General features: G+C 58.4%; 11 protein-coding genes and 1 tRNA gene. 6 read left to right on the top strand and 6 right to left on the bottom strand.

Annotated features, from left to right (window positions below; all coding sequences use genetic code 11):
• Nucleotides 1-70: 70 nt before the first annotated feature.
• Together AC2FD8_RS10190 and AC2FD8_RS10185 are read right to left on the bottom strand one after the other, a co-directional pair.
• Nucleotides 71-508 (bottom strand): CBS domain-containing protein, encoded by a 438-nt coding sequence (locus AC2FD8_RS10190; RefSeq protein ID WP_496855797.1) that lies wholly within the window; start codon nucleotides 506-508, stop codon nucleotides 71-73.
• A 60-nt stretch (nucleotides 509-568) separates the two neighbouring features.
• Nucleotides 569-1,471 (bottom strand): LysR family transcriptional regulator, encoded by a 903-nt coding sequence (locus tag AC2FD8_RS10185; protein ID WP_496855796.1) that lies wholly within the window; start codon nucleotides 1,469-1,471, stop codon nucleotides 569-571.
• A gap of 103 nt (nucleotides 1,472-1,574) precedes the next feature.
• On the opposite strand from AC2FD8_RS10185, the gene AC2FD8_RS10180 reads away from it, so the two are divergent.
• On the top strand, nucleotides 1,575-3,074 hold the full coding sequence (locus AC2FD8_RS10180; RefSeq protein ID WP_496855795.1) for a CoA-acylating methylmalonate-semialdehyde dehydrogenase: 1,500 nt from the start codon (nucleotides 1,575-1,577) through the stop codon (nucleotides 3,072-3,074).
• A 202-nt stretch (nucleotides 3,075-3,276) separates the two neighbouring features.
• Complete coding sequence (locus AC2FD8_RS10175) at nucleotides 3,277-3,861, top strand: L,D-transpeptidase (protein WP_496856198.1); 585 nt, start codon at nucleotides 3,277-3,279, stop codon at nucleotides 3,859-3,861.
• Nucleotides 3,862-3,933: 72 nt separating this feature from the next.
• On the opposite strand, the gene AC2FD8_RS10170 is transcribed toward AC2FD8_RS10175, so the two are convergent.
• Together AC2FD8_RS10170 and AC2FD8_RS10165 are read right to left on the bottom strand one after the other, a co-directional pair.
• Nucleotides 3,934-4,410 carry a fasciclin domain-containing protein gene (locus AC2FD8_RS10170; RefSeq protein ID WP_480523799.1) on the bottom strand — a complete coding sequence of 159 codons (477 nt, stop codon included), beginning with the start codon at nucleotides 4,408-4,410 and terminating at the stop codon, nucleotides 3,934-3,936.
• A gap of 71 nt (nucleotides 4,411-4,481) precedes the next feature.
• Nucleotides 4,482-5,333 (bottom strand): class I SAM-dependent methyltransferase, encoded by an 852-nt coding sequence (locus AC2FD8_RS10165; RefSeq protein WP_496855794.1) that lies wholly within the window; start codon nucleotides 5,331-5,333, stop codon nucleotides 4,482-4,484.
• Nucleotides 5,334-5,485: 152 nt separating this feature from the next.
• Here AC2FD8_RS10165 and AC2FD8_RS10160 point away from each other — a divergent pair, with 152 nt between their 5' ends.
• The 4 genes from AC2FD8_RS10160 (at nucleotide 5,486) to mmsB (ending at nucleotide 9,774) form a co-directional block, all read left to right on the top strand.
• On the top strand, nucleotides 5,486-6,601 hold the full coding sequence (locus AC2FD8_RS10160) for a carboxylate-amine ligase (protein ID WP_496855793.1): 1,116 nt from the start codon (nucleotides 5,486-5,488) through the stop codon (nucleotides 6,599-6,601).
• A 106-nt stretch (nucleotides 6,602-6,707) separates the two neighbouring features.
• Nucleotides 6,708-7,850, top strand: a complete 1,143-nt coding sequence (locus tag AC2FD8_RS10155) for an acyl-CoA dehydrogenase family protein (protein WP_496855792.1) — start codon at nucleotides 6,708-6,710, stop codon at nucleotides 7,848-7,850.
• Between the two features lie 7 nt (nucleotides 7,851-7,857).
• Nucleotides 7,858-8,898 carry an enoyl-CoA hydratase/isomerase family protein gene (locus AC2FD8_RS10150; protein ID WP_496855791.1) on the top strand — a complete coding sequence of 347 codons (1,041 nt, stop codon included), beginning with the start codon at nucleotides 7,858-7,860 and terminating at the stop codon, nucleotides 8,896-8,898.
• Nucleotides 8,899-8,901: 3 nt separating this feature from the next.
• Complete coding sequence (mmsB, locus tag AC2FD8_RS10145; protein WP_496855790.1) at nucleotides 8,902-9,774, top strand: 3-hydroxyisobutyrate dehydrogenase; 873 nt, start codon at nucleotides 8,902-8,904, stop codon at nucleotides 9,772-9,774.
• A gap of 78 nt (nucleotides 9,775-9,852) precedes the next feature.
• Here mmsB and uvrA read toward each other — a convergent pair whose 3' ends face one another.
• Complete coding sequence (gene uvrA, locus AC2FD8_RS10140) at nucleotides 9,853-12,711, bottom strand: excinuclease ABC subunit UvrA (RefSeq protein WP_496855789.1); 2,859 nt, start codon at nucleotides 12,709-12,711, stop codon at nucleotides 9,853-9,855.
• Nucleotides 12,712-12,886: 175 nt separating this feature from the next.
• Nucleotides 12,887-12,963, bottom strand: a tRNA-Asp gene (locus tag AC2FD8_RS10135).
• Nucleotides 12,964-13,084: the final 121 nt, after the last annotated feature.

The following is a 13,084-nucleotide window of genomic DNA, read 5'->3' as shown; positions in this document are numbered from 1 at the left end:
GATTCAAGAAACTCGGCGACAGCAAACATAATCAAGCCTTAGGTGCAAGGGCATGTTATGACCTACCTTTTTAGTGCCCCATGATCATGCCCTGAAGGGCGTCCTTTTCCATGGCAAGCTCGGTCAGTTGCGCCTTGACCGCATCGCCAAGGGTTACGATGCCGACCAATTTGCCATCCTCGACAATCGGCATGTGGCGAAACCGGCCTTCGGTCATGCGTGCCAGAATATCCTCGACCGTTTCCTGACGCGTCGCGGTCACCAGGTCCTTGGTCATATAGCTTTCGACCGAATGGTTCAGGCACCCGCTGCCACTGGCCGCCAGCTCTCGGACGATGTCGCGTTCGGACAGGATACCAATGGCCGTATTGCCGCCATCCTCTGAGACAATGACTGTACCGATGCGTCTTTCAGCCAGTAACTTCGCCGCCTCGGACACCGTTGCGGATGGGGCAACGGTCACCACCCCATCCGTGGCTTTTGATGTCAGAATGGCTTGAACGATCATGAAAAAACCTCCGGCAATAACGTACTGTTTTCCAAAGCGTTGCCGGAATAGCCGACCCTGTCAAGTTCCTGCTTCTGCCTCTAGCCGTGCAACTTCGTCGCGAATCCCACGAGTCAATGCCTGCGCAAAGCGGTTGAGACGCTCATTTCGCTGATCACCCTGATGCCGAACCAGGTGAAAACTGCGGGTCAGACTGACCTGATCCGTCAGTAGCCTGCGCAGGTTCGGATGAAACGGAAGTGTGAAGTCATGCGCGACGCAGATCCCCACCCCAAGCGCCACCTGACGCAGTTGAACCGGCACCGAATTCGATGCCAGTGCCACCCGGTCTACGCCCAGATCATTGAGGTAGTCCAACTCGCGATCAAAGATCATATCGGGGATGTAGCCGATCAATCGGTGGCCTTTCAGATCCTCGACCGTGCGGATCGGAGCATGTTGATCCAGATAGTCCTGTGTCGCAACCAGATGAAGTTTGTAGTCGCTGACCTTTTGCACCAACAGCTTGCCTGCGGTCGGAGAGCTGACCGCGACAGCCATATCCGCCTCGCGCCGCGACAGGTTGATGATCCTTGGCAGTGCGAGGATCTGAATGTCCAGATCCGGATTGGCGTCGCTGATCTTGGCGCAGACCTGAGGTAAAAGGTAGTTCGCCGATCCATCCGGCGCGCCGATCCGAATCTGTCCGCTCAGCGATTTGGTCGACCCGACCAAAGAACCTGCGGCGGCGCGCATGGCTTCTTCAGCTTGCAGACCGTGATCCAGCAGGCGTTCTCCTGCGGTTGTCAGGACGTAGCCTTGCTGCGATTTGGTAAATAGCTGCGCGTCCAGGCTGCCCTCTAAACGGGCGATCCTCCGGCCGACTGTTGCCGGGTCGATCTTGAGGATCCGCCCCGCCGAAGACAGGCTTTCCTCGCGCGCGACGGCCAGAAAAACGCGCATATCATCCCAATTCGGTGTCATCTCGCACCTTTTGCATTTTTGCAAAGCTCTTTTGAGACATTGCCTCTGTTCAGGTTATTTCTGCAAGCCTATTCTGCGCGCAAACAAATCGGAGGAGTTTGCAATGCAAGATCTGACTCATTTCATCAATGGCGAGAACGTGGCCGGAGCTTCGGGCCGTTTCGATGACGTGTTCAACCCGGCGACCGGCGAAGTTCAATACAAATGCCCAATGGCCAGCGCGGCCGAAACCACCGCCGCGATCGAAGCTGCCGCTGCAGCGCAACCCGCCTGGGGCGCGACCAACCCGCAGAAACGCGCGCGCGTCATGATGGCCATGGTCGGCCTGATGAACCGCGACATGGACAAGCTGGCCGAAGCGCTGAGCCGCGAGCACGGCAAAACCATCCCCGACGCCAAGGGCGACCTGCAGCGCGGTCTGGAAGTGATCGAATACTGCATCGGCGCACCGCAAATGCTGAAGGGTGAGTTCACCGACAGCGCCGGCCCCGGTATCGACATGTACTCGATGCGCCAGCCTCTGGGCGTTGTCGGTTCGATCATGCCGTTCAACTTTCCGGCGATGATGCCTCTGTGGCATGTCGGTCCGGCACTGGCCTGCGGTAACGCCGTGGTTCTGAAACCGTCCGAGCGTGACCCATCGGTTCCATTGATGCTGGCCGAGTTGTTCGTTGAGGCTGGTCTGCCCAAGGGCGTCTTCCAGGTCGTAAACGGCGACAAAGAGGCGGTAGACACCATCCTGGACAGCGAAATCATTCAGGGCGTCAGCTTTGTCGGCTCGACCCCGATCGCGCAATACATCTACAGCCGCGCAACGGCCAACGGCAAACGCGCGCAGTGCTTCGGCGGTGCCAAGAATCACATGATCGTCATGCCCGACGCGGATCTGGACCAAGCCGCTGATGCGCTGGTCGGTGCAGGTTTCGGTGCGGCGGGCGAACGCTGCATGGCGATCTCGGTCGCCGTTCCCGTAGGCGAAGAAACAGCGGACCGTCTGATCGAGAAACTGATCCCGCGCGTCGAAAAGCTGAAAGTCGGCCCCTACACCGCCGGAGATGACGTCGATATGGGCCCAGTGGTCACCGCGGCTGCCAAAGAACGTATCCTAGGGCTGATTAACTCGGGCGTTGAGCAAGGTGCGAAGCTGGTCGTCGACAACCGCGATTTCAGCCTGCAGGGCTATGAGGATGGCTTCTTTGTCGGGCCGCACCTGTTCGACAACGTGACGCCTGACATGGACATCTACAAGCAGGAAATCTTTGGCCCTGTCCTGTCAACCGTGCGCGCCGGGTCCTATGAAGAAGCACTGAAACTGGCGATGGATCACGAATACGGCAACGGCACCGCGATCTTCACGCGCGATGGCGATACAGCGCGTGATTTCGCCAGCCGGATCAACATCGGCATGGTCGGTATCAACGTACCGATCCCGGTTCCGCTGGCCTATCACACCTTTGGCGGTTGGAAGAAATCCATGTTCGGAGACCTGAACCAGCACGGCGCAGACAGCTTCAAGTTCTACACCCGCACCAAGACCGTGACGGCCCGTTGGCCGTCGGGCATCAAGGAAGGTGGCGAATTCAACTTCAAAGCGATGGACTGATCCAAAGCCATATCCTTTCAAACCCGGCCTCTCTGGCCGGGTTTTTCGTTGGCGGGGTTTCGCCAGTACCCGCCAAAACCCGGATTCTCACGATAAATTCAAGCTGCAGAGGCTGGCAATTTCCAAGGCTGGCAAATATTTTCGGCGCAACTATATATTCGAGCAGATCGAAACCCCGGAGGTCGACTTGTCCAAATCCAACATGACCCGCCGTTCAGCCCTTTTGGGGGCCGCGTCCGTTCTGGCCACCCCGGCCCTTGTCCGCGCGCAAAGTTCTGATGCGTTCCCGCAAACCGAAGACGCGATCAGCACGCAACTGCCGGTACGCCGCAACGTCTCGTCCTTCTCGCAGCAGAACTGGCAGGACCATTTTGATGAGTTGGGCGTCGGCTGCCTGCTGGCGGATATCACCAGCCGCGCAGTACACTATTGGGGGGCGGACGGGGCGTATAAACTGTATCCCAGCTCGGTCCCGATGAGCGAAGAGCTGACAAAGCGCGGTTACACCAAGGTGGTGCGCAAGGCCGAATACCCGACTTGGACTCCGACCGCTTCGATGCGGGAACGTGATCCGTCGCTGCCCGTTCGGATGGAGGGCGGAGACCCCGGCAACCCGTTGGGCACCCGCGCCATGTATCTGGACTGGCCAGCTTATCTGGTTCACGGAACCCACGACACCCGCAAGATCGGAAGGCAGAGTTCGTCCGGCTGCATCGGCCTTTACAACCAGCATGTGGAAGAGCTGTATCCGCTGGTCCAAATCGGTACGCAGGTGCGTTTGGTCTAAGGTTCAAACCCCAACAACAGCAAAGCCCCGGCCATCAGGACCGGGGCTTTTTGTTTGGCGTAAGGCCAAGCGTTATTCGGGCAGAATAACCTCGTCTACAACATGGATAACGCCGTTGCTGGCTTCGATGTCAGCCTGCACCACATCGGCGCCATTCACGCGGACACCGTTTTTGGCGTTCACGCTCAGACGGTCGCCCTGAACGGTCAGGACCTTCGCACGCTTACCAGCGATATCACCGGACATGACCTTGGCAGGCACGACGTGGTAGGTCAGGATTTCAACCAGTTTGTCTTTGTTTTCAGGCAACAGCAGGCTTTCCACTGTGCCTTCGGGCAGAGCAGCAAACGCCTCATCCGTCGGTGCAAAAACGGTGAACGGGCCGCTGCCTTTCAGCGTGTCGACCAGACCGGCGGCCTGAACGGCTGCGACCAATGTGGTGAACGATCCCGCAGATACGGCGGTGTCAACGATGTCAGCAGCCTGAGCCTTGATTGGCATGGCAAGTGCAACGGCGGCGGCAGCGCCCATCAATGTGCGACGAAACATGGCTGTCTTCTCCTCTCCAGCTTGTTATGGAAAGGGGTACGGCGATAGTTTCACACCGGATCACTTTGGGATCACTGTTCGTTGATCTGAACCCAGATACTCTGCGCCCGACCATCATTCAGAAACGGCAATGCGGCGCATGCGTCGGGACGGTCCTGTTGCAGGTAATACCCCGGCCAAAGCATTGAAAACGCGCCGGATTGTAGCAGGGCATGCAGCATGTACTGCTCACCCCAACCAGGGCAATCATAGAAGAAACGCTTGGGATATTCGTAAGGTAAAAAAACATCATGCACGTGGATGACAACACCCGGTTTCAGCGTCGGGATGATGCGGCAGAACAGATGCGCGACGTCATTGCTCATCCTAACAACATGGCTGGAGTCGATGAACAGAACGTCCCCGGCCTCAAGCTGTTCGAATAGCGCCGGATCGACCTCTTCCAGCCGTTTTTGTTCAAACGTATCGACCACATGAGCGATATCCGCGCGCGGATACGGGTCGATGGCTGTGATCTGTGTATCAATCCCTCCGTCAAGGATCGCCTGCCGCGTCACGCGGGTTGAGTTGCCGCAACCCACCTCGATCACGCGTTTCGGTTTGAACCTGCGGATCATCAGATATAGCGCGTCGGCATCCGGGCTGTCGTAATAACCATTGCCCAGTTTGTATCCCGTCTGGTTCCGGGCCGGATCTTTCAGGGCTTTCAGCGCATCCTTGTGCTGGCCGTATTCGGCGACCAGTTGCGCGATGTCGAAGCCTTCCATCCCTGGTGACAGCGCGTAAGCAGGGCGCTCCAGCCCGCCTGCCCGCTCGAACGCCTCAAGCCGGGCGCGTTCGTCTTGCTCAGTCACCTTGTCGACCAGCTTTACCCCCAGCTCATCCAGGGCAGCGTTGATCTGTGGGAATTTTCTGGGTTTCACGAGGTCGGCTCCGTTATCGCATTATTGCCCGTTCCATAGCGCTGCTTGTGGTCGCTCTGCAAGCGGCCCCACGACAAACCACTGGCAAACCCTTGGCAAAACGTTGATTTACGTATTCACTGAATGCAATTCACAGAACTATAGGTTGGCCCATGCAACAAGATTTCACGATCGGCATTGAAGAAGAATACCTGCTGGTCGACCGCGACAGCCTGCATCTGGCCGAGGCCCCCGCTGCATTGATGGAAGCCTGTCAGGCCGATTTCGAAGGACAGGTCAGCCCCGAATTCCTACAGTGTCAGATCGAGGTTGGCACCCGCCCACACACGACCGTCAAAAGCGCGCGCGAAGACCTCAGGCGTCTGCGGTCCTGTGTGTCCAAACGCGCCGCTGAATATAACCTCAGCCCGATCGCCGTGTCCTGCCATCCGTTCGCTGATTGGAAAAAACAGCACCACACACGGAAAGAGCGATACGATGCCCTTCAACACGCTTTGGGCGGCGTTGCACGGCGGATGCTGATCTGTGGAATGCATGTACATGTGGGCGTCGAAGACACGGCCCTGCGCGCGGACCTGATGCCGCAGCTCAGCTATTTCCTGCCACACCTTCTGGCGCTTTCTGCCTCGTCCCCCTTCTGGAAGGGCGAGGATACGGGGCTGTCCTCCTACCGGTTGACCGTGTTCGACAATCTGCCGCGCACGGGCTTGCCGCCAGACTACAACAGTTGGTCTGAATACGAGCGTACAACTGGTGTGCTGGTCGAGCTGGGCGTGATCGAGGACACATCGAAGATTTGGTGGGACCTGCGCCCCTCACATCGCTTCCCGACGCTGGAGACGCGCATCATGGATGTCCAGCCGCGGCTTGAACATACCCTGTCTCTGGCCGCCCTCGTACAGGCGTTGACCCGCATGCTGTGCCGTCTGAAGGCCCGGAATCTGCGCTGGCGGCAGTATGATCGTTTTCTGATTGGTGAAAACCGCTGGCGCGCGCAACGCTATGGGGTTGGCGAGGGGCTGATTGATTTCGGGGATCGCTCGATCAAACCCATGGCCGAACTGATCGGCGAACTCATGGGGATGCTGGCCGAAGATGCCGAGGCGCTGGGGACCATGACCGAATTGGCCCGCCTGCGTCAGATCGCTGAAACGGGCACCTCTGCCACCCGCCAGCGGCGTGTCCATGCCGAAGCGGTCGCAAACGGCGAAGACCCCGGACAGGCCGTTGTCCGCCACCTGATCGAAGAATTCCACGCCGACCTCTAGCGTTCTCAATGCTCAAACAGCTCTCAGGATTGCTCATCCTGAAATAGTTCTGTAACGATTGCGAAATAAACAATCGTTCAATTCTTTGCCTGTGGGAGGGTGCGCAATGGATTTCGGGCTGACCGAGGAACAAACAGCCATTTTCGATATGGCCTACGGATTTGGGCAGGACAACATCGCCCCATTCGCCCGCCAGTGGGAGGCAGAAGGCACAATCCCCAAAGAGCTTTGGCCGCGCATCGGAGAGCTTGGCTTTGGTGCGCTCTACGTCTCGGAAGACAGCGGCGGGGCCGACCTCAGCCGTCTCGACGCCACCCTCGTGTTTGAGGCGCTGTCCATGGCCTGCCCCTCGGTCGCGGCGTTCCTGTCGATCCACAATATGTGCGCCAAGATGCTGGACAGTTTCGCCAGTGAGGACCTGAAATCGCGGGTCATGCCGGATGTGCTGAGCCTCAACACAGTGCTGAGCTACTGCCTGACCGAACCCGGCTCCGGCTCGGACGCCGCCGCGTTGAAGACGCGGGCCGAGCGCACGAACGAGGGCTACACTCTGAATGGCACCAAGGCCTTCATCTCGGGCGGCGGGTATTCGGATGCTTACGTCTGCATGGTCCGCACGGGTGTGGATGGCCCCAAAGGGATTTCGACCGTCTATGTCGAAGACGGCACGCCGGGGCTGAGCTTTGGCGCGCTGGAAAAGAAGATGGGCTGGAAAAGCCAACCTACGGCGCAGGTCCAGTTCGACGATTGCAACATCCCTTCGGGCAACTTGGTTGGTACCGAAGGCGACGGTTTCAAATACGCCATGATGGGCCTTGATGGAGGGCGTCTGAACATCGCCTCCTGCTCGCTGGGGGCCGCACAGGCCGGGTTGGACATGACTTTGCAATACATGTCTGAACGGAAAGCATTCGGCCAATCCATCGACCAGTTCCAGGCCCTGCAATTCCGTCTGGCCGATATGGAGATCGAATTGCAGGCCGCGCGCACCTTCCTGAGACAGGCCGCCTGGAAACTGGATCAAGGCGCGCCAGATGCATCGAAATTCTGCGCCATGGCCAAGAAATTCGTGACCGAGACCGGCTCAAATGTCGTGGACCAATGCCTGCAACTGCATGGCGGCTATGGCTATCTGGCCGACTATGGCATCGAAAAGCTTGTGCGTGACCTGCGGGTGCATCAAATACTCGAAGGCACAAACGAAATCATGCGCGTAATCGTGGCGCGCCACCTTTTGGCGGGAACCTGAGGGGATCATGCCTGACATCGACATTCGCACAACCGGTCGCGCCGGGCGCATCACCCTGACCCGCCCAAAGGCATTGAACGCCCTGAGCTATGAGATGTGCATGGCCATAGATACCGCCTTGCGCAACTGGCGCGAGGACGACGAGGTCGACCTGATCATCCTCGACGCCCAAGGCGACAAGGCCTTTTGCGCAGGCGGCGACATTGCCAAACTGTATGAAACAGGGCGCGCGGGGGATTTCTCGCATGGGCAAACCTTCTGGCGCGATGAATACCGCCTGAATGCGCTGATTTTCGCATACCCCAAACCCATCATCAGCTTTCTGCAGGGTTTCACCATGGGCGGCGGTGTCGGCATCGGTTGTCACGGAACCCATCGCGTAGTCGGAGAGACGTCGAAAATCTCGATGCCGGAATGCGCGATCGGGCTGGTTCCGGATGTCGGCGGTTCGCTGATGTTGGCACTGGCATCGGGACGGCTGGGCGAATATCTGGGCCTCACCGCATTCCGGATGGGACCGGCGGATGCCATCTACGCCGGTTTCGCCGATCACTTCATCCCTCAGGCCACGTGGCCGGACCTGATCGAACTGCTCGAGGCGTCGGGCAATGCCGAACTTGTCACCGACCACGCCCAAGCCGCGCCCGACGGGAAACTGCTGCAGATGCAAACCGAGATCGACCAGTATTTTGCAGGCGAGACACTCGAGGATATCCTCATTACCCTTCGCTCGGAAGATACTGATTTCACGTCGAAAGCGCTGGGAATGATGGGCCAGCATTCTCCGCTTTCCATGGCCTGCACGGTCGAGATGATCCACCGCCTGCGCGGCCCGTCCCTTACCATGCATCGTGCATTGGATATGGAGTATCGCTTCACCTATCGCGCGCAGGAACACGGAGATCTCCTCGAAGGTATCCGCGCGCTGATCATAGACAGGGATCGTAGCCCAAGCTGGCAGTACCCGGATATGAAAGTACCCGCTGTCGCGGTCTCGAAAATGCTGCAACCGCTTGGCGCGAACGCACTGACTTTTCAGGAGGATTAAGAGATGCAAATCGGTTTTATCGGCTTGGGCAATATGGGCGCGCCGATGGCGGCCAACCTTGCGAAGGCCGGGCATCGGGTGACAGGTTTTGACACGGCGGGCGTTACCGTTGATGGCGTGACGCAAGCGCAATCCGCAACGCAGGCCGCCTCGGGCGCCGATGCCGTCATCACCATGCTGCCGAATGGCGACATCCTGCGCGCGGTCGCAAACCAGATCATCCCGGCCATGCAACAAAGCGCGGTGTTGATAGACTGTTCGACTGTCGACGTAGACAGCGCCCGAGCCGTGGCAGAGCAAGCCATCGCTGCGCATCTTCTGTCCGTGGACGCGCCAGTTTCCGGCGGAATCGGAGGGGCCTCAGCCGGCACCCTGACCTTCATGGCAGGCGGATCATCCGATGCTTTCGCCAAAGCCGCGCCCCTGTTCGACATCATGGGTCAAAAAGCCGTGCATTGCGGTGAGGCCGGTGCCGGACAGGCGGCAAAAATCTGCAATAACATGATCCTCGGCGTCACCATGATCGCAACCTGCGAAGCCTTCGCGCTGGCCGACAAACTGGGTCTGGACCGGCAAAAGATGTTCGACGTGGTCAGCACGTCCTCCGGCTATAGCTGGACCATGAACGCCTATTGCCCCGCCCCCGGGATTGGCCCCACCAGCCCCGCAGACAATGACTATCAGCCGGGCTTCGCCGCCGAATTGATGTTGAAAGACCTTCGCCTCAGTCAGCAAGCCGCGGAAAGCGCCGATGCGGACACCCCGATGGGGCAAGCCGCAACCGCGCTCTATCAGCAATTCGTCGAAACCGAAGATGGCTTGGGTCAGGATTTCTCAGCCATGCTGCCCAGATTTGAAAAACGCAGCCGGGAATAAGGAGCAAGGATCCTTCATTCATCTGGCTAAAAATATCTCGGAGCGCGAGGCAGAGCCTCGCAAAATCCGTGTCGCAGCCTATTCAGCCGCGACACGGGTGCCTGAAAGCATCGGCTTGAGGTAACGCCCGGTGTGGCTCCGCTCAGCCGCAGCCACTTTCTCGGGTGTTCCGGTCGCAACAATCTCGCCCCCGCCATCGCCACCTTCCGGGCCGATATCAATGATGTGATCGGCAGTTTTCACAACGTCCAGATTGTGTTCGATCACGACAACCGTGTTCCCCTGATCGACCAGTTCATGCAGAACTTCCAACAACTTGCGCACATCTTCGAAATGCAGACCCGTCGTCGGCTCATCCAGAATATACAGAGTCCGCCCAGTTGAGCGTTTCGACAGCTCTTTCGACAATTTGACCCGCTGCGCCTCACCTCCGGACAGCGTGGTCGCCTGCTGACCGACCTTAATATAGCCTAGCCCAACACGCGCCAGAGCATCCATCTTGTCGCGGATCGACGGCACGGCCTTAAAGAACTCCTGCGCGTCTTCCACCGTCATATCAAGCACATCGGCGATGGACTTGCCTTTGAATTTAATCTCCAGCGTCTCGCGATTGTACCGTGCGCCCTTGCAGGTCTCGCAGGTGACATAGACATCGGGCAGAAAGTGCATCTCGATCTTGATGACACCATCGCCCTGACACGCCTCACACCGGCCGCCCTTGACGTTGAAACTGAAACGTCCCGGCTTGTAGCCGCGCGCTTTGGCCTCGGGCAATCCTGCGAACCAGTCGCGGATCGGCGTGAACGCCCCGGTGTAAGTCGCTGGATTCGAACGCGGAGTCCGACCAATAGGGCGTTGGTCGATATCGATGACCTTGTCCAGATGCTCCAAACCTTTGATCGTCTCGCAGGGCGCAGGTGTTTGACGCGCACCGTTCAACCGCATCGAGGCCGTTTTGAACAGCGTCTCGATCGTCAACGTCGACTTGCCCCCACCCGATACGCCCGTGACACAGACAAACTTGCCCAGAGGGAACTCAGCCGTCACGTTCTTCAGGTTGTTGCCCGTCGCTTTTACCACGGTCAGCTTTTTCTTGTTGCCTTTGCGTCGTTCCGCGGGCACCGCAATCTCTCGCGTACCGGCCAGATATTGCCCGGTGACCGAGGCCGCGTCGGCCGTAATTTCAGCCGGCGTTCCCTTGCTGACAACCTGCCCACCGTGAACACCCGCTCCGGGGCCGATATCGAACACATAGTCGGCCTCACGGATCGCTTCCTCATCGTGTTCAACCACGATCACCGTATTGCCCTGATCACGCAGGTTTTTCAGCGTGCCCAACAGGCGATCATTGTCCCGTTGGTGCAGGCCGATTGACGGCTCGTCCAACACGTAGAGAACACCCGTCAAACCAGATCCGATCTGGCTGGCAAGCCTGATACGCTGGCTTTCACCACCGGACAGTGTGCCACTTGAACGCGACAGCGTAAGGTACTCCAAACCAACGTTATTCAGGAATCCAAGACGTTCTCGAATCTCCTTCAGAATCGCCCGCGCGATCTCGTTCTTCTGAACACTCAGATGGTTCGGCGCGTCCTCAACCCAGGCCAGAGCCTCACGGATCGACATCTTGACCACCTGCCCCACATGCAGGCCAGCGATCTTCACCGCCAGAGCCTCGGCGCGCAGACGGTAGCCTTCGCAGGTGCCGCACGGACGGTTGTTCTGGTAGCGCTCAAACTCTTCCCGAATCCAGGCGCTGTCAGTCTCGCGATAGCGGCGCTCCATATTCGGAATGACGCCCTCAAAGTTGCGCGTCACCTGATAGACACGCCCGCCCTCATCATAGCGGAACTGGATTTCCTCATCCCCAGAGCCGCGCAGAAACACCTGTTGCACCTTCTTGGGCAGGTCTTTCCAAGGCGTGTTCTTGTCGAACTCATAGTGGCGCGCGATGGCTTCGATGGTTTGCAGGAAATACGGAGATTTTCCCTTGCGCCACGGCGCCAGTGCCCCGTCATACAGCTTTAGCGTCTGATCCGGCACCACAAGACGTTCATCAAAGAACAGCTCAACACCCAGACCATCACAATCCGGGCAGGCCCCGAACGGCGCGTTGAACGAAAACAACCGCGGTTCGATCTCAGGGATCGTAAACCCGCTGACCGGACAGGCAAAATTCTCACTGAAAGTAATCCGCTCAGGATCTCCTTCGCGCGGAGCTGTTTCCAGAATTGCGATGCCATCAGCCAGATCCAGAGCGGTGCGCAAACTATCGGCCAGTCGCGTCTCCATCCCTTCGCGAACGACGAGACGATCCACAACCACATCGATATCGTGGCGGAATTTCTTGTCTAGCGTCGGCGGCTCATCCAGTTCATGGAACTCACCATCCACCTTTACGCGCTGAAAACCCTGCTTTCGCAGTTCCAGGAACTCTTTCTTATATTCACCCTTCCGGTCGCGCACGATGGGCGCCAGCAGATAACCGCGCGTGCCCTCCTCCATCGTCATGATCCGGTCGACCATGTCCTGCACTTGTTGCGCTTCGATCGGTTGACCTGTCGCGGGACTGTAGGGCGTGCCTGCACGGGCAAACAGCAGACGCAGATAGTCGTAAATCTCGGTCACCGTTCCAACGGTCGAGCGCGGATTCTTGGACGTGGTCTTCTGTTCGATAGAGATTGCCGGAGACAGCCCACTGATGTGATCCACATCCGGCTTTTCCATCATATCCAGGAACTGCCGCGCATAGGCTGAAAGGCTTTCGACATAACGGCGCTGGCCCTCGGCATAAATCGTGTCAAAGGCCAGCGAGGATTTACCCGAGCCAGACAGACCGGTGATCACCACCAGCTGGTCACGCGGGATATCCACGTCAATGCTCTTGAGGTTATGCTCGCGCGCGCCGCGCACCTCGATATTCTTCAGCTCAGCCATTCTGGCCCCCAACAAACACGTCCCTCAGAGATAGGCGAGCGGCGCTGAGTCTCCAACAGAAAAGTTAGAACAAACTGTGAACGTACCGATTATTGCCGACAGATACTGACATCAGCCCGAAACAACGCCGGCCTCGCGCCAAGTACCTATGATTTTCGGAACATTCGAGGGAAAATGGCGCGGTTGACGGGGCTCGAACCCGCGACCCCCGGCGTGACAGGCCGGTACTCTAACCAACTGAGCTACAACCGCGCATCTATTTTCGTGGCCTTTGAACTGGACCAAGTCTGGCAGCGATGGCGCGGTTGACGGGGCTCGAACCCGCGACCCCCGGCGTGACAGGCCGGTACTCTAACCAACTGAGCTACAACCG

It is taken from the genome of Ruegeria sp. YTSC192 (assembly GCF_059609705.1).
Note: the sequence above shows the minus strand (reverse complement) of the source record. Positions and strands in the feature narration are given on the sequence as shown.